This is a genomic window from Kribbella lupini (assembly GCF_039529595.1).
GTDB lineage: Bacteria > Actinomycetota > Actinomycetes > Propionibacteriales > Kribbellaceae > Kribbella > Kribbella lupini.
Genome location: NZ_BAAANC010000001.1, coordinates 1,510,626 through 1,532,446, shown reverse-complemented (window position 1 = coordinate 1,532,446; position 21,821 = coordinate 1,510,626). Strand labels below are relative to the sequence as shown.

The following is a 21,821-nucleotide window of genomic DNA, read 5'->3' as shown; positions in this document are numbered from 1 at the left end:
TCCCCTAGATCAGGCACGTTGACCCGTGCCGTGGACTCCGTGCTCGTCGATCAGCTTCAGCTCCACCTCGGTCAGCGGCGGGAAGTCGAGCGCGGCGAGGTTGTGGTCGAGCTGATCGGTCGAGCTGGCACCGATCAGCGCGGTCGTCACCTCGGGCCGCCGCAGCACCCACTGCAGCGCCAGCTGCGCGAGCGACTGACCGCGCTCGTGCGCGAGCTTGCTCAGCGCGGTCGCGCGTTCCCGGTAGACCGGGTCGATCTGCTCGGGCGACAGGAACGTGCTGTTGGCCGCCCGGGCGCCCGGCGGGATCGTGCCGTCGAGGTACTTGTCGGTCAGCAGACCCTGCGCCAAGGGGCTGTAGGCAACCACTCCGAACCCGTCCGCGGCCGCTTGGTCGAGCAGGCCGGAGCGTTCCGGCGTACGGTCGAAGATCGAGTAGCGCGGCTGGTGCACGAGCAGCGGTACGCCGGCCTGCCGCAGCAGCTCGGCCGCCTGGTGCGCCTGCTCGGTCGGGTAGTTCGACACCCCGACGTACAGGGCCTTGCCCTGCTGGACCGCACTCACCAGCGCGCCGACGGTCTCCTCGAGCGGGGTCGTCGCGTCGGGCCGGTGGTGGTAGAAGATGTCGACGTAGTCGGTACCGAGATCCCGCAGGCTGTGGTCCAGCGAGCTGAGCAGCGACTTGCGCGAACCGCCTTTGAAGTAAGGACTCGGGCCGATCGGGTTGCCGGCCTTGGTGGTGATCACCAGCTCGTCGCGGTACGGCGCGAGGTCGGTGCGCAGCAGCTGCCCGAGGAACTTCTCCGCGCCCCGGAACGGCGGGCCGTAGCGGTTCGCGTTGTCGAGGTGCGTGACGCCGAGGTCGAAGGCGTGCAGCACGATCTCGCGCTGGGTCGCGAACGGGTAGTCGGTGCCGAACTTCTGCCACAGCCCGAGCGAGACCGCCGGCAGGTCGAGCCCGGACCGGCCGGCCCGCCGGTACTCCAGGCGCTCATAGCGGTCGCCGGCGGCGTGGTAGCTGGTCGTCATCTGCGGGGTCCTCACCGGAACGTCGAATGTCCACTGGATCAGTAGCCATCGTAAGGACGCTTTCCGACGCCCCGGTCCGGCGTCCACAGGCCGGGATTCGCCGGCCTAACGCACTGCGCCTTTCAGTGCTCTCCCGAACGACCCAGTGGCTGTGACGTTGATCCGATCCAGGTGCAGCCAACGGGCCATCAGCTTCAGCTCGGCCGCCAACGGCTCTACGACGTCCTTCACCCCCGGCTCGGACGTCAGGGTGGGAACGACGAGCGCGGAGTTCCGCCGGTCCGCCTTGAGGTCGACCCGGGCGACCAGCCGGTCGCCGAGGAGGAACGGCAGCACGTAGTAGCCGTGCACGCGCTGGGCCTCGGGCGTGTAGATGCTGATCCGGTAGAAGAAGCCGAACAGCCGCTCGGTGCGGTCCCGGTTCCAGATCAGGGTGTCGAACGGCGAGAGCAGCGCCCGCGCGTCGACCGGGCCGTCCTCGGCCTCCGCCCACAGGTAGCTCTGCTGCTTCACGCCCTCGACCTGCACGGGCACCAGCTCTCCGGCGTCGACCAGCTCGCCGAGCACCCGGCGACCGGATGCCGATGGCAACGGATAGTGTCCGCGCGTCGCCCCGCACAGCTCCCCCGCCGTCGCCACCCCGAGCGACCGCGCCGCGATGCGGACGAACTCCCGCCGCGCCTCGTCGTCGTCCACCTCCGGCGCGGCGAGCACCTCGGCCGGCAGTACCCGCTCGGTCACGTCGTACAGCCGCTCGAAGTGCCGGCGCCCGGCGATGGCCACCCGCCCGGTCGCGAACAGGTACTCGATCGCGATCTTCGCGTCCTGCCAGTTCCACATCGTCCCGGTCGTCGGATCCGGATCCGGGTCGGTCCGCTTCCGCCGTACGCCGTCCCGGTCGGCCTCGCCCGCCGTGATCGGTCCCTGCTCGGACACCATCGCCAGCACGTCGTCGACCAGCCCCGGCCGCTCCACGCTCAACCGCCGCATCCCGACCACTACGGACCACGGCACTTGCAACTCCGGGTCCAGCGGGTCATCCCACACCTGCCGCTCGGCCACCCGCATCCGCCACCGCACCAACGGGTACGACGACACCGGCAGCAGCGCCGCCTTGTGCCCCCAGAAGTACTCGAACAGCTCGCCGCCGCCCCAGCACATCCGGTCCAGCCGCTCCCGCGAGTACTCCCCCACCCGCGAGAACACCGGCAGGTAGTGCGACCGGCAGAGCACGTTCACCGAATCCACCTGCAGTACGCCGACCCGATCGATCGCCCGTCGTACCCGCCGCACATCCGGCCGCCCCGGCCGGGCCTCCCCGAACCCTTGGGCGCGCAATGCGATCCGCCGCGCCGCCTCGAGCCCCACCGCCGGACCGATCGCCATAGGCCGAATCTACCCAGGACGACGCCCCGACGTGGCCGGGAAGAATTCGCCGGAGCCCCGCGTTACACCCGTCGAACCTACTGGTTGACGCGTCAACTCACGACGTTAAGCTTGACGCGTCAACCCAAGACCGACGTGGACGAGGTGACAGTGGTGACTGGTTTCGAGCTGGGTCTCGACTCCTTCGGCGAGGTGGCCACCGACGGCGGACGCATCATGTCCGACGCCGAGACGGTGCGACTGCTGGTCGAGGAGGCGCAGCTGGCCGAGTCCGTGGGCCTGGACGCGTTCAGCCTCGGCGAGCACTACCGCGAGGGCCACAACGACTCCGCGACCCCGGTCCTGCTGGCCGCCGTCGCGTCCGCGACCCAGAAGATCGCGCTCGGGACGTCGGTCACGGTGCTCAGCACCAACGACCCCGTCCGGCTCTACCACGAGTTCTCCACCCTCGACGCGGTCTCGAACGGCCGCGCCCAGATCGTGCTCGGCCGGGCCTCGGCCACCGAGTCGTTCCCGCTGTTCGGGTACGACCTGGCCGACTACGAACGGCTCTTCGAGGAGAAGCTCGAGCTGTTCGTCCGCCTGCAGCGCGAGGAGGAGGTCACCTGGTCCGGCACCGTCCGGGCTCCGCTGACCGGCCAGACACTGCACCCGCAGATGCGCCCCGGCGGCATCCCCACCTGGATCGGCGTCGGCGGTACGCCGAACTCCGTCCTGCGCGCCGCCCGGTACGGCCTGCCCCTGATGATGGCGATCATCGGCGGCCGCCCGCAGCGCTTCGCCGGCAACGTCGCCCTGTACGAACGGGCGCTCGACGACCTCGGCAAGCCCCGGCTCCCGATCGGCCAGCACTCGCTCGGCCTGGTCGCCGAGACCGACGAGGAAGCCGTCGAGACCTGGTGGCGCTACTGGCAGCCGGTGGTCGAGAACCTGTCCCGCGAACGCGGCTTCTACGCGCCGAGCAAGGACCGCTACCTGGCCGAGGTCGACACCGGCGCGCTGTTCGTCGGCTCGCCGGAGACCGTCGCACGCAAGATCGCCACCGTGGCCCGCGACCTGCACCTGAGCCGTTTCGACCTCAAGTACGACGTGATGTTCCTGCCCCGGGACGCCCGGGCCCGCACCATCGAGCTGCTCGGCCGCGAGGTCGCACCGCGCGTCCGCGAGCTGCTCGCCGCCCAACCCACCGCCGTCTGAATCCCTTCTTCCCAAGGAGCGCAGTACCCGTGACAGATCTCGAGTTCGGACTCGACACCTTCGGCGACGTCCCGCAGGACGACAACGGTCAGCTGGTCTCGCACGCCGTGGCGATCCGCCAGGTCGTCGAGGAGGCCGTCGTCGCCGACGAGCTCGGCGTCGACGTGATCGCCCTCGGCGAGCACCACCGCCCGGAGTACTCGGTCTCCTCCCCGGAGACCGTGCTGGCCGGCATCGCGACCAGGACCAACCGGATCCGGCTGGCCTCCGGCGTGACCGTGCTCAGCTCGGACGACCCGGTTCGCGTGTTCCAGCGGTTCGCGACCGTCGACGCGCTGTCCAACGGCCGCGCCGAGGTGATCCTCGGGCGTGGCTCGTTCACCGAGTCGTTCCCGCTGTTCGGCTACGACCTGGCCGACTACGACGTGCTGTTCGAGGAGAAGGCGGACCTGTTCGTCAAGCTGCTCGACGAGAAGCCGGTCACCTGGTCCGGTACGACGCGGGCGCCGCTGACCGACGCCGACGTCTTCCCCAAGACCGAGTCCGGCCGGCTGAAGACCTGGATCGGCGTCGGCGGCTCGCCGCAGTCGGTGGTCCGGACCGCGCACCACGGCCTGCCGCTGATGCTCGCGATCATCGGCGGGCAGCCGGAGCGCTTCGCGCCGTACATCGATCTGTACCGCCGTGCGGCCGAGCAGTTCGGGACGACGGCGCACCCGGTCGGCATGCACTCGCCGGGCTTCGTCGCCGACACCGACGAGGAGGCGCGCGAGATCTACTGGCCGCACTACAAGGTGATCCGCGACCGGATCGGGCAGCAGCGCGGCTGGCCGCCGATCCGCCCCGAGGAGTACCTGGCCGAGATCGAGCACGGCTCGCTCTACATCGGGTCGCCGGACACCGTCGCCGCGAAGATCGCCCGCGCGGTCAGCGCGGTGGACGTCGGGCGCTTCGACCTGATCTACACCAGCGGCACCCAGCCGATCGGGGCGCGGATGCGCGCGGTCGAGCTGTTCGGCGGCAAGGTGATCCCCCAGGTCCGCGAACGGCTGGCCGAACTGACCCCGGCGGCTGCGTCCTCGGCGGAGCAGGCATGAGTGCCACCGGCATCCACACGGTCGGGATCCTCGGCGCCGGCAAGGTCGGGACCGTGCTCGGCCGGCTGGCCGTTGCCGCGGGCTACAAAGTGCTGATCGCCGGCTCGGGCGATCCGGCCAAGATCGCGCTCACCGTCGAGATCCTGGTTCCCGGCGCCGTCGCCACCACCGGCGTGGAGGCGGCGGCCGGCGCCGACCTCGTCGTCCTGGCCCTGCCGCTCGGCAAGTACCAGGCGATCCCGGTCGACCAGCTGCGCGGCAAGCTCGTCGTCGACGCGATGAACTACTGGTGGGAGATCGACGGCCACCGCGAGGACCTCACCGACCCGCGGACGTCGTCCAGCGAGCTCGTCGCCGCGTTCCTCGACGGAGCACGGGTGGTCAAGGGCTTCAACCACATGGGGTACCACGACCTCGACGAAGGCGCCCTGCCCGCCGGTACGCCGGGCCGCAAGGCGATCGCCGTTGCCGGTGACAACGCGTCGGACGTCGCCGTGGTCAGCGAGTTCGTCGACGACCTCGGCTTCGACCCGGTCGTGCTCGACCGGCTGGCGGACGGCGTACGGCTGCAGCCGCGCGCCGAGGCCTTCGGCGCGAACCTGCCCGCCGACGAGCTCCGCACACTGCTCGACCGCTTCCCCGACAGCGAGCTGGGCCGGGAGATCGCCGCCGCGCGCAAGTGATCAGGAATCGAGAAGCGGCGCCGGCCGCCTGACCAATAGCGTCTTCGGTATGACGAAGACACAGCAGGTCGAGCGCAAGCCGGGAACGCCGGGACGGTTCTCGCGGTGGATGCAGGTGAAGATGGGCGCCCGGGCCAGCCGGAAGATCCGCGACGGCAAGGGCCAGATGATGGGCATGGACGTGCTCGTCCTCAACACCATCGGCCGCCGCAGCGGCGAGCCGCGGACGACCCCGCTGGCCTGGTTCGCCGACGGCGATTCGTGGCTGGTGGTCGCCTCCGGCGGCGGCAGCCAGCACCCCGACTGGCACGCGAACCTGACGGCCCACCCGGACCGAGTGACGGTCGAGTTCGCCGGCAAGCCCGCCGTACCGGTGAAGGCCGAGCGCCTGACCCCCACCGAGCGCGCGGACGCCTGGCAGCGGATCGCCAAGGCCCAGCCCCGCATCGCGAAGTACCAGGAGAAGTCCGACCGCGAGTACCCGGTCATCCGCCTCACCCCGCGGTCAGCCGGGTAGCAGCTCGCTGCGGACGTCGGCCAGGTGGGCTCGGCTGACGGCCGCGGCCAGCTCGGGGTCCTTCGCGCGGACGGCGTCGACGATCGCCGCGTGCTCGGCCTGGTCGCCGCGGTGCTTCGCCTTCGTGTCCAGCTTCAGCATGTCCGCCATCGCGCGGCGTACGCGCGGAACGAAGCTGTCGAAGAGCTCACCCAGTACGGCGTTGTGCGCCGCGGTCACCACCGCGCGGTGGAACGCAAGGTCCGCCTCGATGTACTCCTCGTCCCCGGATTCCGCAGCGGCCCGCGCGCGCTCCGCCAGCGTCCGCTTCAGCGCCCGCAGGTCGGTCGCCGTACGCCGGGAAGCCGCCAGCCGCGCAGCCTCGGTCTCGATCGCCAGCCGTCCCTCCAGCACGTCGGAGATCGCAGCCCGCCGAAGCACCTGGTCCCAGTCCTCCACCGGCTGCGTCCCCACCACGAACACCCCGGCTCCTTGCCGACTCTCCAGCACCCGCCGCCCGGCCAACTCCCGGACGGCCTCCCGCACCGTCGACCGCCCAACGCCCAACTGCGCCGCCAACGTCGTCTCGCCGGGGAGCTTGTGCCCGACCGGCCACTCCCCGGCCCCCACGCGCCGCAGGATCTCGTCAACGGCCTGCTCGGCCAGCGGTTGTCGGCGAATCATCGGCCCAGCCTAACCCCTCAGCTTGTCTGAGGAGTACGACCTGCTCTAAGGTCGACCCCATGTCCTCGAGCCGCCTCCTCCTCAGCTGCCACGGCGGGAGCTGAATCGACCGGCGCCCCTCCGTGGAGTGCTGGTGCGCGCCGGTCCCCGAGCTCGTGACCGCAAGGACATCTCCGCATGAACTGGAACCGGCAGCAACCGTCGCCGATGCCGCACCACCGGTACCGCTCCGTCTTCGACCGCGTGCCCGTCGTACCGATCGAGCGCGACTGGCCGAACCGCCGCACCACCACCGCTCCGCTCTGGGTCCCCGTCGACCTGCGCGACGGCAACCAGGCGCTGGCCGAGCCGATGGACCCGGCCCGCAAGCGCCGCTTCTTCGACCTGCTCGTTGCCATCGGCTACAAAGAGGTCGAGGTCGGCTACCCGTCCGCCTCGCAGACCGACTTCGACTTCGTCCGCCGGCTCACCGACGTACCCGACGACGTCACCGTCGTGGTCTTCACCCCGGCCCGCCGCGCGCTGATCGAGCGCACGCTCGAGTCCGTCCGCGACATCCGTACGCCGGTCGTCGTGCACCTGTACGCCGCGACCGCGCCACTGTGGCGCGACATCGTCCTGCGCCGGACCCGCGAGGAACTGACCGACCTCATCCTCCGAGCGGCCGACGACATCCTGGAACTCAGCCAGGACCGCGACAACGTCCGCTTCCAGTTCTCACCCGAGGTCTTCAACCTGACCGAGCCCGACTTCGTCCTCGACCTGTGCAACCGCCTGACGACCCGCTGGGACGCGACGCCCGACCGGCCGGTCGTGCTCAACCTGCCGGCCACCGTCGAGGTCGCGACGCCGAACGTCTACGCCGACCAGATCGAGCACATGCACAAGTCGCTCGACCGCCGCGAGAGCGTCATCCTGTCCGTCCACCCGCACAACGACCGCGGGACCGGCATCGCCTGCGCCGAGCTCGCCGTCCTGGCCGGCGCGCAACGCGTCGAGGGCTGCGTGTTCGGCAACGGCGAGCGCACCGGCAACGTCGACCTGGCCACACTCGCACTCAACCTCTACACCCAAGGCGTCGACCCGATGATCGACTTCTCCGACCTCGACCACATCCGCGCCACCGTCGAGTACTGCACCCGCCTCCCGGTCCCGGCCAGGCACCCGTACGTCGGCGACCTGGTCCACACCGCGTTCTCCGGCACCCACCAGGACGCCATCCGCAAGGGCCTCGCCGAACACACCCGCCGCGCGGCCGAAGCCGGCGTACCGGAACGCGACCACCCGTGGGACGTCCCGTACCTGCCGATCGACCCTGCCGACCTCGGCCGCACGTACGACGCGGTGATCCGCGTCAACAGCCAGTCCGGCAAGGGCGGCATCGGGTATCTCCTGCACGCCGAGTACGGCGTGAAGCTGACCCCGGACGAGGAAGCCGACTTCGCCCGGCACGTCCAGCGCCACACCGACCGCACCGGCCGCGAGACCACCGCCGCCGAACTGCACGCCCTCTACCAGCAGGTCTACGCCTCCTGACCACCGCGAGCTCGGGCCGGCCTCGAACCGGCCCGGGCTCGACACCCACACCCTCCCGGTGCTACTTTCGGAACATGTTCCGAAACCTGCAGAACAAGCCTGGCGCCACCCTCGCCGTGGTCGCCGTCGTGCAGTTCATGGTGTCCCTCGACCTCTCGGTCGTGAACGTGGGACTCCCCCAGATCGCCAACGGCCTCGGCTTCAGCGCCACCGGGGTGACGTGGGTGATCCACGCCTACGCGCTGACTTTCGGGGGCCTGCTGCTGCTCGGCGGCAAGGCCAGCGACCGGTACGGGCGCAAGCAGTTGCTGCTCGCCGGACTGGGCCTGTTCGGCGTCGCTTCCCTGCTTGGGGGCTTCGCGCAGGAACCCGGTCACCTGGTCGCAGCCCGCGCTGCTCAAGGGATCGGGGCCGCGATGCTCGCACCGGCCGCGCTCGCGTTGCTGGCCACGACGTTCCCGAGCGGTCGCGCTCGGGTCCGCGCGTTCGGCGTGTGGAGCGCGATGAACGCGGCCGGCGGCGCGCTCGGCGTTCTGATCGGTGGCGTGCTGACCCAGTACGCGAGCTGGCGATGGGTGATGTTCGTCAATGTCCCGATGGCCGCGGTCGCGTTCGCCGTCGCCTGGGCGGGGGTCGCCGGAGTGGCCGCCGTACGCCGTGGTCGCCCGGACGTGCTCGGCGCCGTCCTCGCAACCGCCGGGATGACGACTCTGGTCTTCGGCGTCGTGCGGACCGACCGGCACGCGTGGGGATCGCCGACCACGCTGATCACGCTCGCGATCGCCGTCGTGCTGCTGGCTGGTTTCGTCCTCGTCGAGCGGACCACGCGCCGCGAGCCGCTGGTCCGGCTCGGCCTGTTCACCAACCGCTCGGTCTCGGGCGCGAACGTCTTCAACCTGCTCGTCGGCGCGGCGATGGCGTCGTCGTTCTACTTCATGTCGCTGTACCTGCAGCGTGTGCTCGACGTCGGCCCGGCGCTGACCGGCCTGATGTTCCTGCCGTTCGCGCTCGGCGTCGTCGTCGGGTCGGTGCTCGCGATCAAGCTCGGCTACCGCGTCCCGGCCAAGAGCCTGCTGATCGGCGGCGCGCTGCTGACCGCGATCGGGTTCGCGTGGTTCGGCCAGATCAGCGCCGACGGCCGCTTCCTCATCGACGTCCTCGGCCCGTCGATCGTCGCGAGCATCGGCTTCGGCCTCTGCCTCGGCCCCCTCGTCGCCACCGCCACGACCGACGTCGCACCTCACGAAACCGGTACGGCGTCCGGCCTGCTCAACAGTTCCCGGCAGCTCGGCGCCTCACTCGGCCTCGCCGCGCTGGGCACCGCCGCCCAGCACCACACCGAGACGACCAGCTCCCTCAACGACGGCTACGCGCGAGGCCTGACCCTGTGCTCCGCCGTCCTGATCGTCGCCGTCCTCACAGCAGCCGTCTCCTTGCCTCGACACAGCCCTCAGCCCGCGCGGAGCGCGGCGTAGTCGGCGGCCGTCAGCGGGTTGGTGGTCAGCGCGCCGTCGGCCAGCAGTGCTTCGACAGGCAACCCGTCGCGTTCGAAGGTGACCTCCTTGACGGTCGGGATCGCGGTCGCCGACAGGACGATCTGGCCGACGGCGAGCACGTTCTCGGCCGCCGACCCGCCGGTTTCGCCGACGAGACCGATCACCGCGCGGTTGCCGTCCAAAGTCGTCACCGTCAGCTGCAGGCCTGCGGGGAGCGCCGACGAGATCCCGCTGGCCCGCTCGCGCTCGGTTGGTCCGGCCACCAGCGCGGCGACGATCGCGGCCAGGCGGTCCTCCGCCGGACCGTTCGGCACCTCGCGCACTGAGCGCACCAACCGGTCCTTGCGGACGAAGTTCACCACCACGCTCACCAATCCCGGCCCAGGCGTCTGCGGCGAGACCTCGCGCGGCAGCGCGGTCTCCCGCAACCGCGAGGGCAGTGCCTCCGGCCGGATCTCCACCGGCGACTCCTGCGTCGGCACCCCACACCCACCAACAACCAGTACGACGACCAGCCCCACCACCCAGCGCCTCACCGCTTCACCTCCGGCAGCCGTACGACGAACCGCGCGCCGCCCGCCGGCGAAGCCTCGCACCACACGGCCCCACCGTGCGCGGCCGCGGTCTCCGCGACCAGCGCCAACCCGAGCCCGGTCCCCGACGACGAACCGCGCCGGTTCGGCCCGGTCGCGAACCGCTCGAACACCCGCTCCCGCTCCTCCGGCGGAATCCCGCTGCCCGCGTCGTCCACCTCGACCAGCACGTCGTCCCCGGACCGGCTCACCAGCACGGCCGTCGCCCCACCTCCGTGGCGCGAAGCGTTCTCCAGCAGGTTCCGGAACAACCGTCCCAACCGCGCCTTGTCCCCCCGTACTTCGATGCCCTCGGCCCCTTTCACCAGCGCCGGATCCGCACCGACCTCGCCCACGACGTACCGCAGCAGCTCTCCCAGCGGGACCGTGGCCTCCGATCCCAGGTCCAGGCCCGCGTCCGAGCGCGCCAGTTCCAGCAGGTCGTCCAGCAACCGCCGGAAGCGGTCCAGGTCCGCCGAGATCAGGTCCAGCAACTGCTGCGACCGCGGCGGCAGCTCGTCCCGCCGCGCGGTGAGCAGGTCCACACTTCCCACCAGCGTCGTCAACGGCGAGCGCAGTTCGTGACTCACGTCCGCCGCCAGCCGGGCGTCCCGCTCGATCCGCTGCTGCAGCGTCTGGACCATACTGTTGAACGAGGCAACAATCGTCGCGAGCTCGGGATCCTCCGTCGGCGGCAGCCGGGTGTCCAGCTCCCCACCGGCGATCGTCGCCGCCGCGACCGCCACACGGTTCAGCGGCGTGACCACCGACCGGCTCGCCCACGCCCCGAGCGCCGCGCCGGCCCCGGCCGACAGCACGGCTCCCCCGATCAGGATCAGGCTCAGCAACCGCAGGATCCCGTCGAGCTCGTTCAGCGGCGCGATCTCGTAGAACTCCCCGCCCACGGCCGGCAGCGGTACGCCGACCACCAGCACCGGCCCGTCGGCGCTGTCGACCCGCTGCGTCGCTGCCCGGCCCTCAGCGCCCTCGGCGCGCATCTCCACCGGGACCGCCTCCCGCCCCTGGTCCAGCGCCGATCCGTACCACTGGTCCTGCCACTTCAGCACCACGACGTACCCGGCCGGCGTACCGGCCGCCGTCAGTACGGCGGACACGTCCGCCCCCGCGGTCTCGAGCCGGCGCTGGACGAACCCGGCGTCCGCGAGTGCCTGCCGCTGGACGACGTCCTCGCGCTGACCCAGCAGGTACCCGCGCGCCAGCGCGTAGGTGCTCACGGCGAACACGGTCGACACCAGCAACGCGACCAGCGCGAACGCGATCACGATCCGGTGCCGCAGGCCGAGCGCGGCGAGCGCGCGGTTCACCGCGGGTCCAGCCGGTAGCCCATCCCGCGCACGGTGACCACCAGCTGCGGGCGGCCCGGATCGCGCTCGATCTTGGTTCGCAACCGCCGGATGTGGACGTCGACGATCCGTTCGTCGCCGTAGAAGCCGTGCTCCCAGACCGACGACAGCAGCGCCGGACGACTGAGCACCCGGCCCGGCGGCCGGGCCAGCTCGGCGAGCAACCGGTACTCGGTGACGGTCAGCTTGAGGTCCGCGCCCTGCAGCAGCACCGACCCGCGCGACCGGGACAGCACCAGGCGCCGTACCGGGTCGGAGTCCAGTACGACGTCCGGCTCGGTCGCTTCCGTACTGGTTCGCAGCCGCCGGCGCAGCGCGCGCAGGCGGGCGGTGAGCTCCTTGACCTGGAAGGGTTTGGTCACGTAGTCGTCGGCGCCGGCTTCCAGCCCGGCGACGATGTCGTGGGTGTCGGAACGGGCGCTGACGATCACGATCGGGATGTCGCTGAGCCGGCGGATCTCCCGGATGCAGGTGTAGCCGTCGATCTCGCCGAGCATCAGGTCGACCAGCACCAGGTCGGGCATCACGGTCCGGACCCGGTCCAGGGCCGCGGGCGTGTCGGCGGCCTCGGTGACCTGATGCCCCTCGTCCTCCAGCGCGAGCCGCAGGACGGTGCGGATGCGGTCGTCGTCCTCGACGACCAGGACCTGCAACGCCATCGAACCATCCTTGCAACCGATCGGCGGCAGATGACGGCCGGGGCGGTTCTCGTCATCGGATCGTAAAGAAGGCGCTCGATCTTTCTCAACGTCCACGGGGAAGAGTGGAGAGATCCTGTCAGTGCCGCCGGGAGGCCCGCCATGACCCGTTCCGTCCACACCCCACCGCCCCGGAAGGCCATCGTCACGATCAGCGAGGCCGAGGTCGCCGCCGGCCTGACCGCGCTGCGCTGGCAGCTCAACGACCTGGTGATGGACGGCGCCTGCCTGGTCGTGATCGACGTGTCCGACCTGGACCAGATGTCGTCCACGCTGCTCGCGGCCCTGCTCGACACCCACCGGATCTGCCGCCGGCGCGGTGGCGGCGTCGTCATCCGGCACGCGAACCGGCGCGCCGCCGACGCCCTGCGCCGGACCGGCCTCGACCGGGTCTTCGAGGTCGAGGCCGCCGCGTGAACAACCGCTCCACCAACCGGCGCCCGCTGCCGATCTCGCCGACCCGCCGCTGCCTGCGCCGCCCCGGTACGCCGTACTCACGCCCGATGCCGCAGACGACCTGCCTGCCGCACGGACTCGCGATCGCCTGCGCCTCCGAGAACTCACCGCGCCGGGGCGTCGACTACGTCGATCTCGAGGTCGTCGAGCTCATGGACGCCCACACCGCCTACCTCGACGAGCTCACCGGCGCCGGTCTCGTGGTCCTCCCATCCGGCGACCACACCCCCAGCGCGATGGCCCTGGACGAGCTGGACACCCTCGGCTGGCTCGTCCTGCACGACGAGGACGGCCGCCCCGAACTCGCCGGCCGCACGACCGACGGCAACCTCGCGTTCTGCCTGTACGGCGACTTCGCGGTCACCCCCGCCCCCGACCTGGACACGCTCCAGAAGACCCTGACCGCGCTGAACTTCGCCGCCGGGATCAAGCGCGGCTGAAACCGGCTTCTGGAGTCCAGCACCGGCTCCGTCTGGTACTGAAGTACCAGCACTCTCTTCCGAGAAGCACGGAGCTGATTCGCATGGCGCAGGTACTCGCGTTCGACGTCAACGAGACGTTGCTGGATCTGAAGGCGCTCGACGGGCGGTTCGAGGAGTTGTTCGGTACGGCGGCGCTGCGGCCGTTGTGGTTCGCGCAGATGCTGCAGCTCGCGTTCGTCGGCGGGCTGACCGGCGCGTACGTCGACTTCACCACCGCGCAGCGAGCCGCGCTCCGGATGCTTGCGGCGCGGCAGGACGTCGTACTGGGTGACGCCGAGGTGGACGAGACCGTCGCCCTGATGTCGTCGCTGCCGCCGCACCCGGAGGTGCCCGACGCTCTCGCGCGGCTGGCCGAGTCGCCGCTGCGGCTGGTCGCGTTGACCAACTCGGTGCAGGACGTCGCCGAGCAGCAGTTGACCAACGCCGGGATCCGGCAGTACTTCGACCAGGTGGTCTCGGCGGACAGCGTGCGGCACCTCAAGCCGTCACCCGAGCCGTACCAGGCGGTCGCGGCGGCGTACGGCGTACCGATCGGTGAGGTCCGGCTGATCGCGGCGCACAACTGGGACATCACCGGGGCGCTGGAGGCCGGCTGTCAGGCGGCGTTCATCAGCCGGCCGGGGATGGTGCTAAGCCCGCACGGCCCCCAGCCGGACCTGGTCGCCGACGACCTGACCGCGCTCGCCGAGCTGATCCTGGAGCATGACGCCAACGGTAGGTGACCTGGACGGCCCGGGCCGGTTCGTGCCCGGCTGGTACTGGTGAGGCAAGATGTGAGCTGGGCGCCCCGGCCGGCGGGGTGCCGGTCGTGCGGACCTGGGAGACCGATGTGGCGACGCTTGACCCTGTAGACGGCGCGGCGGCCGACGCGTTCGCACGACTGGCCGTCGAGCTGCACGACGCCTCCGGAGTCGAGGAGACGGTGGAGGCCGTCGTCGAGTTCGCGCTGCAGGCGCTCAACTGCACGTACGCCGGGATCGCGCTGTCCACCCGCGGGCACCGCACGGAGATCGCCGCGGTCACCGACCCGGTCGTCGCTGACGTCTTCACCCTGCAGATCGACGCCGAGGACGGCCCGCTGGTCGCCTCGCTCCGGGACCGGACCACGGTCCTGATCCGCGACACCCTCACCGACGACCGCTGGCCGGAGTGGGCCGCCAAGGTCTCCGGCCTCGGGGTCCGCAGCGTGCTCGACGTACCGCTGATGCTCGGCACGGACTCCCGCACCGTCGGCGCCCTCGGCCTCTACAGCCCCGACCCCGACGCCTTCGGCACCGACGACGAGGCCATCGCCCAGATCCTCGCCCGGCACGCGACCGTCGCGGTCGCCACCGCGCGGCACGAGGAGACGATGGCTCAGGCCGTCGACGCCCGCAAGCTCGTCGGCATGGCCATGGGCATCCTGATGGAACGCTTCGACGTCGACAGCGACCGGGCGTTCGCCATCCTCAAGCGCTACTCCCAGGACACCAACACCAAGCTTCGCGACGTCGCCCAGCAACTCATCGACACCCGGACGCTTCCGCACTGACACCATCGGCGAGGCGTTCTACCGCCGGACCGGCAAGGCGTCGCGGTTCCTCCTCCAGCAGTACGCCGCCGCCAGCGCGAAGGCGAGCGCCGCACCAGCCAGCACCCAGGGCGCCCGCGTGAGGTCTGCGCCCACCACCGCACCGAAGGTCGCCACCCCGAGCGCCCCACCCGCCTGCCGGGCGGTGTTGCTCGCGCCGGACGCCGTACCGGGTACGACGGGCGCGGCCTGAAGCGCCGCCGAAACGATGGCCGGTGTGAGAACACCAAGGCCGACACCCCAGACCGCGAGCGAACCCAGCAACGCCGGACCCGGCGGCGATCCGACGGTCACCGCGAGACCGGCGAACCCGGTCGCCGCGATCGTCAGCCCGGCAGCGCTGGTACGCCACGGTCCCAGCCGGTCGGTCAGCCGCCCCGCGGGCGCGCCCAGTACCGGCAGCGGCAGCATCGCCGGGAGGAGCAGGAGTCCCGCGGCCAGTGGGCGGAGGTGATGAGCCGTCTGGAACACCTGGGTCAGCACGAAGAGCGCGCCGAGCGCGCAGAAGTTCATCACCCCCGCGACGGCGCAGGCCGGCACCAGCGCACGCACCGGCACCGACAACGCAGGCCGCAGCCGCCTGTTGGCCGGCTTCTTCGGGCGTTCACGCAGCTTGACGATCGGCAGCAGCGCAGCAGCGATGAACGGCACGTTCAGCCAGAACACCGCCCGCCACCCCGCGAGATCGACCAGTACTCCCCCGAGCAACGGCCCGGCCGGCAGCGCAGCCCCACCTACCGCAGCCCAGAGTCCGACGGTTCTCCCCCGCTCGTCCGGAGCCGCCGCGATCAGCAACGCGAGAGTGCCCGGCAGCATGAACGCCGCGCAGACCCCCTGGATCGCCCGTCCCGCGATGACCATCGGCAACGCCTGAGCCAGCGCGCACACCACCGAGGCCGCACCGAACCCGACGTACCCCCAGAGCACGAACCGCCGGTGACCGTACCGGTCCCCCAGCGCACCAGCGACCAGCAGCAGCACCGCGAGCGGAGCCGTGTACGCGTCGACCACCCAGGCCAGCCCGTACGACGAAGTGCCCAGACCGGCCCCGAGCTCCGGAAGCGCGACGTTCACCACGGTCACGTCCAGCAGGACGAGGAAGTACCCACCACACAGGGCGATCCGCAGAGGCCACATACCGACGATCCTCCGTCGCGAACACTTCAGCGCCCGTCGAAGCGTCCGCGACGTACGCTCGAACGATGACCAGCCCGGCCACCGGAGACCCCGAGCTCGCCCGCGTCGCCGCCGCGTTCGCCGACCCGAAACGCGTCCGCGTCCTGATGGCACTCGCCGACGGTCGCTCGCTGCCCGCCGGCCGGCTCGCGGAAGAAGCCGGCGTCGCCGCCTCGACGGTCAGCAACCACCTGTCGATCCTGCTCGACCAGCAACTGGTCGTCGTACGGCGTCAAGGGCGTCACCGCTACTACCGCCTGGCCTCCGACGACGTGGAAGGTGTCCTCGAAGCCTTGGCCCGGTTGGCGCCACAGGCCCCGATCAGCTCGCTGCGCGAGCACACCCGGGCGCAAGCGCTCCGCACGGCACGCACCTGCTACCAGCACCTCGCCGGCCGACTCGGCGTCGACCTCCTTCAGCAGCTGATCGTCCGCGATTGGGTTGCCCGAGGCAACGGCCTGCACGACCCCGACGACGCCGTCGACCGGTTCTCCGCTCCCGGACAGGGAACGCAGTACCACCTCACCGACCTCGGCACGAAACACCTGGCCGCTTGGGGTATCCCCCGATCCGCCCTCTCCGCCGCGCCACTCCGGTACTGCGTCGACTGGACAGAGCAAGCGCACCACCTCGCCGGCCCACTCGGAAAGGCGATCACCACCCGCTTCTTCGACCTCGGTTGGATCACCCGAGGCCGAGTCCCGCGCAGCATCCACCTCACCCCCGAAGGCGAAGCCGGCCTCGCCAACTGCACCCAACGCTGACGGCGCTCACCCCCTGATCAACCACCGATCGCGTCCGCCAGCTTCTGCGCCTCCTCCTGGGTGAACTGGGCAGCGCTGATCTCGAGCTGACCCCCGGTGATCGCCGACATCACCGACGGCGCGCTCACCACCTTGCCGTCGACCACGATCGCGATCTGGTTGGCCGGCGGCGACTTCTTCGCCACGTCGGCGGTGAGCTGCTCGAACGCCTTGCTGCCTTGATCGTCGAGCTGCAGCGAGACCACCCAACTGGTGTTGCTCAGCTTCGCCTCGGCCTTCGACACGTTCCGGCCGTCGAGCTCCACCTTGCCGAGCGTGTAACCCGTCCCGTCCGCGCCGCAGACGACCCCGGGCGTCGCCGGCGGCGAAGCACACAGGCCGGCGTCCGCCGTCACCACCCGCCGGAACTCGACCGCGGCCGGATCGCGCGGTGTCCGCGGCTGCGACGAATCCGGGTCCTCGTCGTTGCCACGCAGCACGACGACGGTCAGCACGACCAGCACCAGCACCACCACACCGAGCACGCCCACGAGGACCAGCGGCCCGCGATTCCGTTTCGGCGGGCCGTACTGCGGTGGCTGGTACGGCGGTTGCTGGGTCATGAGCCGATCCTATCCGCGCTCGCACCGCGACGCGCCGAAACCCTTGTCCTGCATGGATTCCCGTCTGCACGTTGCTGCAGAAGGGCTTCCCGTACGTCGTGCCGACACGTCACAGTCTCACCACTTCCACCGCCCAGAAATGAGTGAACCGTGAAGAGACTCCTTGCCGGCCTCGCCGGTGCCGCCGTGCTGGTGGCGACGCTCACGACCGCGTCCACCGCTGCCGCTGTCCCACCGACGCCGACGTTCCCGGCCGCTATCGACGGCTACGCCTCCTACGTGACACCGGGATGCGACCCGACCGCGAAGGCCGGGCCGCTGAGCCTGCAGGCGATGCTCGACGCCGAGTACCCCGGCCAGAACAGCATGGGCATCACCCGCCCCTGCAACGTCGGCGAACCGAGCGACCACCACGACGGCCGTGCGCTCGACTTCGGCTTCAACGCCTCCAACTCGACCCAGCTCGCCAACGCCAACGAGCTGCTGAACTGGATGCTCGCCACCGACCAGTACGGCAACAAGCACGCGCTGGCCCGACGGCTCGGCATCGTCTACCTGATCTGGAACCACAAGATCTGGAAGGCCTACGAGCCCAACTCCGGCTGGCAGAACTACACCGGCCCGAACCCGCACACCGACCACATCCACTTCAGCTTCAGCTGGGCCGGCGCCCGTAAGCAGACGACCTGGTGGACCAGCGGCGGCGCCGCGCCGACGGCCGCCGAGAGCATCAACGGCGACAAGTACGACGACCTGCTGGCCGTCGACCCCGACAACACGCTGCGGATCTACCCGGGCAACGCGACCGGCACCTTCGGCGGCTCGGCCGACATCGGCCCGGGTTGGTCGTCGTACTACAACCGGATCGGCGTCAGCGACTCCAACGCCGACGGCGCGGCCGACATCTTCGCCACCTCCACCGACGGCAAGCTGCACTACTGGCACAACTCCGGTCACAGCACCTTCACCAAGCTCGCCATCGAAGGCGCGGGCTGGGACACCATCGAGTGGCTCACGTTCGTCGACCTCAACAAGGACAACAAGGCCGACATCGTCGCTCGTGACGGCGGGATCCTGTACTGGTACCCGGGCAAGGGCAGCGGTGCGTTCAGCCAGCGGATCAAGATCGGCGAAGGCTGGGCGAACATGGAGTTCGCCGGCGGTGACGCCGATGGCGACGGCGACGGCGACCTCTGGGCCACCGATGCCTCCGGCAACCTCTTCTACTACCGCGGCGCCGGCAACGGCACCTTCTCCACCCGCGTCGACGTCGGCGGCGGCTGGGCGGGCTTCGGCCCGATGAACGCGATGGACGTCAACGGCGACGGCAAGGCTGACCTGGTCGCCGTCCGGACCAGCGACGGGCACCTGCTGCGCTGGACCGGCAAGGGCACCGGCCTGCTCAACACCGGCCAGGACATCGGCCAGGGCTGGACCAACTACCGTCCCGCGACCTACTGAGGAGCGACCTGATGACCAAGCAACTCCTCAAGAGATCCCTGGCCGGTCTGGCCATCACTCTGCTCACGGTCGCCGGTACGGCGGTCACGGCGCCGGCGTCGTCCGCGCAGGTCGACGCCAAGCCGAACTTCGAGCTGCCGTTCCCGTGCGGCGAGAAGTGGAACGGTGCGACCTACACCGGGCACGGTGGCGACAACTACTACCCGCTGGACTTCAACTGGGGCGTGGGTGACGACGACCTCGGCAAGCCGGTCGTCGCGAGCGCGGCCGGTGTCGCCACCCAAGGTGAGGCCGGCGTGATCACGATCGACCACGGCGGCGGCTGGAAGTCGGAGTACCGGCATCTCAGCTCCCGCGACGTCGCCAGCGGCACGCAGGTCGCCCAGGGCCAGTTCATCGGCCGGGTCGGTGCCGTGGGCAACGCCAGCGGTCCGCACCTGCACTACGCGCAGGTCTACAACGGCAACGAGCAGCACATCGAGCTGCACGGCGAGCTGGTCACGTACAGCTTCGACTACAACGGCCCGCTCTACACCAGCTACAACTGCGGTGTGACCGTCCGCGCGGCCGAAAGCGTCAACGGCGACAAGTACGACGACCTGCTGGCCGTCGACCCGACCAACACGATGAAGCTCTACCCGGGCACCGCCACCGGCACGTTCGGCGGCTCGAGCGAGATCGGCCCGGGCTGGTCGGCGTCGTACAACCGGATCGGTGTCGGCGACAGCAACGCCGACGGGTACGCCGACATCTACGCGACCTCGACCGACGGTTCGCTGAACTACTGGCTGAACAACGGCAACGGTGGCTTCTCCAAGCTCGCCGCCGAGGGCGTCGGCTGGAACTCGCTCGAGGGCCTCGCGGTCGTCGACATCAACGAGGACAACAAGGCCGACATCGTCGGGCGGGACGGAGGCATCCTCTACTGGTACCCGGGCAGCGGCCCCGGCGCCTTCGGCCAGCGGATCCGGATCGGTGAGGGCTGGGCCGGCTTCGGCACCATCGCCGGCGCGGACGCCGACGGCGACGGGGACGGCGACCTGTGGGGTGCCGATGCCGACGGCAACCTGTTCTTCTGGCGGGGCGGCGGCTCCGGCTCGTTCGCGGTGAAGGTCGACGTCGGGGGCGGCTGGAACGGCTTCGGCGCGTTCAACGCGATGGACGTGAACGGGGACGGCAAGGCCGACCTGGTCGCCGTACGCAAGATCGACGGCCACCTGTTCCGCTGGACCGGCAAGGGCGACGGCGGGTTCAACACCGGCCAGGACATCGGGCAGGGCTGGACCGGGTACCGACCGGCGACGTACTGATCCCCTGAACGGCTGACGCACTGAACGGCTGACGGCGCCACGCCCCCGGCGCCGTCAGCCTTCCGTCCCGCGCGCCGCGCCCGGTGACATGATGGAGAGGTGCCCCGATCCAGCGTCAGCGGTCAGACCGGCCGGCCGCCCGTCACCAGCCGCGCCGAGATCCTCGCGGCGGCTCGCCGGCTGATCGATCGCAACGGCTGGGAGAAGCTGACGATCCGAGGCCTGGCCGGTGAGCTCGGGATCGGCGCGACCACGCTCTACCACCACGTCCGGGACAAGGAAGACCTGCTCCTCCTCCTGCTCACCGAGTACGCCGCCCAACTGCCACGCCCGGAGCTGTCTGGGGAGCCGCGCGACCGGATCATCGCCGCCGGCGTCCTGATCCACGACGCGTTCGCCGCCTGGCCGTGGGCCGCCGAGGTCCTCGCCACCGACGGCTTCGTCGCCCGGATCGGCGACCCGGCACTGTGGATCGTCGAGGCGATCCTGGCCGGCGCCGCCGACCACGGCTGCACGCCGGCCCAGGGCGTGCTGATCTTCCGCAACATCTGGTACTACACCGTCGGCGAGATCCTGGTCCGAGCCCGCACCGCCCGCCGTCACCCTGACGGCGACTTCCCGCCCGCCGAGAACAGCCCGTTCAGCGGCACGGGGAACTCGCAACTCCCACACCTGACCGCGATCGCAGATCAGTGGGGCGAGATCGCCCAGGAAAACACCTTCCACCAGGGCCTGACCGCCCTCGTCGACGGCCTCCTAGCCCAAGCCACCGCCTGACGGGCGCCGTGTCCGCGGCGCCTGGTCGAGCGGCGGCAGAGCGGCGCGTAGGTCGCCCTCGAGCATCCGAGCGGTCGGCAGGCGCTGGTGCGCGCTGGTGCAGCACCCGGTCGACCAGCGAGCAGAGCGCCGCACAGATCGCCGACGAGGGCTCGGGCGGTGGACGGGCTCTGGCGATGGGCGGCCCCGGCGGTGGACGGGCTCCGGCGGTCGCCTGATCGAGCGGCGGCAGAGCGGCGCGTAGGTCGCCCTCGAGCATCCGAGCGGTCGGCAGGCGCTGGTGTCCCGTTGGTGCAGCACCTGGTCGACCAGTGGGCAGAGCGCCGCACAGATCGCCGACGAGGGCTCCAACGGTGAGCGGGTTCGGCGGTGAGCGGGTTCGGCGGTGAGCGGCCTCCAGCGGTGGACGGGCTCCAGCGGTGAACGGGCTCCGGCGGTGGACGGGCTCCGGCAGTCGCCTGGTCGAGCAGAGAGCAGAGCGCCGCACAGATCGCCGACGAGGGCTCGGGCGGTGGGCGGGCCCCGGCGATGGGCAGGCCCCCGGCGATGGGCGGGCCCCGGCGGTGGACGGGCTCCGGCGGTCGCCTGGTCGAGCGGCGGCAGAGCGGCGCGTGGGTCGCCCTCGAGCACCCAAGCGGTCGGCAGGCGCTGGTGTCGCGTTGGCGCAGCACCTGGTCGACCTGCGAGCAGAGCGCCGCACAGATCGCCGACGAGCGCTCGGGCGGTGGACGGGCCCCGGCGGTGAGCGGGCTCCAGCGGTGAGCGGCCCGGCGGTAGGCGGGCTCCAGCGGTGGACGGGCTCCAGCGGTGAGCGGCCCGGCGGTAGGCGGGCTCCAGCGGTGGACGGGCTCCAGCGGTAAGCGGACTCCGGCGGCGAGAGGGCTCCGGCGGTAGGCGGGCTCCAGCGGTGGACGGGCTCCAGCGGTAAGCGGACTCCGGCGGCGAGAGGGCTCCGGCGGTAGGCGGGCTCCAGCGGTGGACGGGC

At 71.0% G+C, this 21,821-nt stretch carries 22 protein-coding genes; 14 read left to right on the top strand and 8 right to left on the bottom strand.

Translation table 11 applies throughout. The features are described from left to right. Positions 1-9: 9 nt before the first annotated feature. Both ABD235_RS06980 and ABD235_RS06975 read right to left on the bottom strand, forming a co-directional pair. The gene (locus tag ABD235_RS06980; RefSeq protein ID WP_344171154.1) at positions 10-1,029 is read right to left on the bottom strand and encodes an aldo/keto reductase; all 1,020 of its coding nucleotides are present in this window, start codon (positions 1,027-1,029) and stop codon (positions 10-12) included. A 105-nt stretch (positions 1,030-1,134) separates the two neighbouring features. Then, a complete protein-coding gene (locus tag ABD235_RS06975; protein ID WP_344171152.1) occupies positions 1,135-2,415 on the bottom strand; it encodes a winged helix-turn-helix domain-containing protein in 1,281 nt (426 codons plus the stop codon). A 153-nt stretch (positions 2,416-2,568) separates the two neighbouring features. Here ABD235_RS06975 and ABD235_RS06970 point away from each other — a divergent pair, with 153 nt between their 5' ends. The 4 genes from ABD235_RS06970 to ABD235_RS06955 are packed head-to-tail and all read left to right on the top strand — an operon-like array spanning position 2,569 to position 5,909. Further along, positions 2,569-3,612: an LLM class flavin-dependent oxidoreductase gene (locus tag ABD235_RS06970; protein WP_344171150.1), complete on the top strand. Its 1,044-nt coding sequence runs from the start codon at positions 2,569-2,571 to the stop codon at positions 3,610-3,612. Positions 3,613-3,641: 29 nt separating this feature from the next. Next, on the top strand, positions 3,642-4,709 hold the full coding sequence (locus tag ABD235_RS06965) for an LLM class flavin-dependent oxidoreductase (protein ID WP_344171148.1): 1,068 nt from the start codon (positions 3,642-3,644) through the stop codon (positions 4,707-4,709). Further along, the gene (locus ABD235_RS06960; RefSeq protein ID WP_344171146.1) at positions 4,706-5,392 is read left to right on the top strand and encodes an NADPH-dependent F420 reductase; all 687 of its coding nucleotides are present in this window, start codon (positions 4,706-4,708) and stop codon (positions 5,390-5,392) included. Before ABD235_RS06965 ends, ABD235_RS06960 begins: the two co-directional genes overlap by 4 nt. A 49-nt stretch (positions 5,393-5,441) precedes the next feature. Then, a complete protein-coding gene (locus tag ABD235_RS06955) occupies positions 5,442-5,909 on the top strand; it encodes a nitroreductase family deazaflavin-dependent oxidoreductase (protein WP_344171144.1) in 468 nt (155 codons plus the stop codon). Here the strand turns inward: ABD235_RS06955 and ABD235_RS06950 are convergent. Beyond that, positions 5,898-6,572: a FadR/GntR family transcriptional regulator gene (locus tag ABD235_RS06950; protein WP_344171142.1), complete on the bottom strand. Its 675-nt coding sequence runs from the start codon at positions 6,570-6,572 to the stop codon at positions 5,898-5,900. The two genes, ABD235_RS06955 and ABD235_RS06950, sit on opposite strands and share 12 nt — an antisense overlap. Positions 6,573-6,749: 177 nt before the next feature. On the opposite strand from ABD235_RS06950, the gene ABD235_RS06945 reads away from it, so the two are divergent. Together ABD235_RS06945 and ABD235_RS06940 are read left to right on the top strand one after the other, a co-directional pair. After that, complete coding sequence (locus ABD235_RS06945) at positions 6,750-8,108, top strand: 2-isopropylmalate synthase (protein ID WP_344171140.1); 1,359 nt, start codon at positions 6,750-6,752, stop codon at positions 8,106-8,108. A gap of 74 nt (positions 8,109-8,182) precedes the next feature. Next, positions 8,183-9,583 carry an MFS transporter gene (locus ABD235_RS06940; protein ID WP_344171138.1) on the top strand — a complete coding sequence of 467 codons (1,401 nt, stop codon included), beginning with the start codon at positions 8,183-8,185 and terminating at the stop codon, positions 9,581-9,583. Here ABD235_RS06940 and ABD235_RS06935 read toward each other — a convergent pair. The 3 genes from ABD235_RS06935 to ABD235_RS06925 are packed head-to-tail and all read right to left on the bottom strand — an operon-like array spanning position 9,559 to position 12,199. Then, positions 9,559-10,140 carry a GerMN domain-containing protein gene (locus ABD235_RS06935; RefSeq protein ID WP_344171136.1) on the bottom strand — a complete coding sequence of 194 codons (582 nt, stop codon included), beginning with the start codon at positions 10,138-10,140 and terminating at the stop codon, positions 9,559-9,561. The two genes, ABD235_RS06940 and ABD235_RS06935, sit on opposite strands and share 25 nt — an antisense overlap. Continuing rightward, entirely contained in the window at positions 10,137-11,501 is a 1,365-nt protein-coding gene (locus ABD235_RS06930; protein ID WP_344171134.1) for a sensor histidine kinase, read from the bottom strand. Before ABD235_RS06930 ends, ABD235_RS06935 begins: the two co-directional genes overlap by 4 nt. Then, on the bottom strand, positions 11,498-12,199 hold the full coding sequence (locus tag ABD235_RS06925) for a response regulator (protein WP_344171132.1): 702 nt from the start codon (positions 12,197-12,199) through the stop codon (positions 11,498-11,500). The genes ABD235_RS06930 and ABD235_RS06925 overlap by 4 nt, the downstream gene beginning before the upstream one ends. Positions 12,200-12,340: 141 nt before the next feature. On the opposite strand from ABD235_RS06925, the gene ABD235_RS06920 reads away from it, so the two are divergent. From ABD235_RS06920 to ABD235_RS06905, 4 genes are all read left to right on the top strand, one after another. Next, on the top strand, positions 12,341-12,655 hold the full coding sequence (locus tag ABD235_RS06920) for an STAS domain-containing protein (protein ID WP_344171130.1): 315 nt from the start codon (positions 12,341-12,343) through the stop codon (positions 12,653-12,655). Beyond that, complete coding sequence (locus ABD235_RS06915; protein ID WP_344171128.1) at positions 12,652-13,134, top strand: hypothetical protein; 483 nt, start codon at positions 12,652-12,654, stop codon at positions 13,132-13,134. The genes ABD235_RS06920 and ABD235_RS06915 overlap by 4 nt, the downstream gene beginning before the upstream one ends. Positions 13,135-13,217: 83 nt before the next feature. Further along, complete coding sequence (locus ABD235_RS06910; protein WP_344171126.1) at positions 13,218-13,898, top strand: haloacid dehalogenase type II; 681 nt, start codon at positions 13,218-13,220, stop codon at positions 13,896-13,898. An 86-nt stretch (positions 13,899-13,984) separates the two neighbouring features. Further along, positions 13,985-14,707, top strand: a complete 723-nt coding sequence (locus ABD235_RS06905; protein ID WP_344171124.1) for a GAF and ANTAR domain-containing protein — start codon at positions 13,985-13,987, stop codon at positions 14,705-14,707. A gap of 18 nt (positions 14,708-14,725) precedes the next feature. Here ABD235_RS06905 and ABD235_RS06900 read toward each other — a convergent pair whose 3' ends face one another. Then, a complete protein-coding gene (locus tag ABD235_RS06900) occupies positions 14,726-16,036 on the bottom strand; it encodes an MFS transporter (protein ID WP_344171122.1) in 1,311 nt (436 codons plus the stop codon). Here ABD235_RS06900 and ABD235_RS06895 point away from each other — a divergent pair. Then, the gene (locus ABD235_RS06895) at positions 15,949-16,686 is read left to right on the top strand and encodes an ArsR/SmtB family transcription factor (RefSeq protein ID WP_344171121.1); all 738 of its coding nucleotides are present in this window, start codon (positions 15,949-15,951) and stop codon (positions 16,684-16,686) included. The genes ABD235_RS06900 and ABD235_RS06895 overlap by 88 nt on opposite strands. Before the next feature lie 17 nt (positions 16,687-16,703). Here ABD235_RS06895 and ABD235_RS06890 read toward each other — a convergent pair whose 3' ends face one another. Then, positions 16,704-17,288, bottom strand: coding sequence for a SecDF P1 head subdomain-containing protein (locus ABD235_RS06890; protein ID WP_344171119.1), 585 nt, complete (start codon positions 17,286-17,288; stop codon positions 16,704-16,706). Positions 17,289-17,438: 150 nt separating this feature from the next. Between ABD235_RS06890 and ABD235_RS06885 the strand changes: the two genes are divergently transcribed. The 3 genes from ABD235_RS06885 (at position 17,439) to ABD235_RS06875 (ending at position 20,836) form a co-directional block, all read left to right on the top strand. After that, on the top strand, positions 17,439-18,749 hold the full coding sequence (locus ABD235_RS06885; RefSeq protein ID WP_344171117.1) for an FG-GAP repeat domain-containing protein: 1,311 nt from the start codon (positions 17,439-17,441) through the stop codon (positions 18,747-18,749). Between the two features lie 11 nt (positions 18,750-18,760). Then, positions 18,761-20,059 (top strand): FG-GAP-like repeat-containing protein, encoded by a 1,299-nt coding sequence (locus tag ABD235_RS06880; RefSeq protein ID WP_344171115.1) that lies wholly within the window; start codon positions 18,761-18,763, stop codon positions 20,057-20,059. Between the two features lie 99 nt (positions 20,060-20,158). Then, positions 20,159-20,836 carry a TetR/AcrR family transcriptional regulator gene (locus ABD235_RS06875; protein ID WP_344171113.1) on the top strand — a complete coding sequence of 226 codons (678 nt, stop codon included), beginning with the start codon at positions 20,159-20,161 and terminating at the stop codon, positions 20,834-20,836. Positions 20,837-21,821 lie beyond the last annotated feature (985 nt).

What these genes read in the sequence shown, in the direction of transcription:
- ABD235_RS06910 (WP_344171126.1), top strand. Translation starts at nt 13,218, where the DNA reads ATGGCGCAGGTACTCGCGTTCGACGTCAACGAGACGTTGCTGGATCTG.
- ABD235_RS06890 (WP_344171119.1), bottom strand. Translation starts at nt 17,288, where the DNA reads ATGACCCAGCAACCGCCGTACCAGCCACCGCAGTACGGCCCGCCGAAA.
- ABD235_RS06895 (WP_344171121.1), top strand. Translation starts at nt 15,949, where the DNA reads ATGACCAGCCCGGCCACCGGAGACCCCGAGCTCGCCCGCGTCGCCGCC.
- ABD235_RS06880 (WP_344171115.1), top strand. Translation starts at nt 18,761, where the DNA reads ATGACCAAGCAACTCCTCAAGAGATCCCTGGCCGGTCTGGCCATCACT.
- ABD235_RS06975 (WP_344171152.1), bottom strand. Translation starts at nt 2,415, where the DNA reads ATGGCGATCGGTCCGGCGGTGGGGCTCGAGGCGGCGCGGCGGATCGCA.
- ABD235_RS06955 (WP_344171144.1), top strand. Translation starts at nt 5,442, where the DNA reads ATGACGAAGACACAGCAGGTCGAGCGCAAGCCGGGAACGCCGGGACGG.
- ABD235_RS06950 (WP_344171142.1), bottom strand. Translation starts at nt 6,572, where the DNA reads ATGATTCGCCGACAACCGCTGGCCGAGCAGGCCGTTGACGAGATCCTG.
- ABD235_RS06960 (WP_344171146.1), top strand. Translation starts at nt 4,706, where the DNA reads ATGAGTGCCACCGGCATCCACACGGTCGGGATCCTCGGCGCCGGCAAG.
- ABD235_RS06925 (WP_344171132.1), bottom strand. Translation starts at nt 12,199, where the DNA reads ATGGCGTTGCAGGTCCTGGTCGTCGAGGACGACGACCGCATCCGCACC.
- ABD235_RS06940 (WP_344171138.1), top strand. Translation starts at nt 8,183, where the DNA reads ATGTTCCGAAACCTGCAGAACAAGCCTGGCGCCACCCTCGCCGTGGTC.
- ABD235_RS06980 (WP_344171154.1), bottom strand. Translation starts at nt 1,029, where the DNA reads ATGACGACCAGCTACCACGCCGCCGGCGACCGCTATGAGCGCCTGGAG.
- ABD235_RS06920 (WP_344171130.1), top strand. Translation starts at nt 12,341, where the DNA reads ATGACCCGTTCCGTCCACACCCCACCGCCCCGGAAGGCCATCGTCACG.
- ABD235_RS06945 (WP_344171140.1), top strand. Translation starts at nt 6,750, where the DNA reads ATGAACTGGAACCGGCAGCAACCGTCGCCGATGCCGCACCACCGGTAC.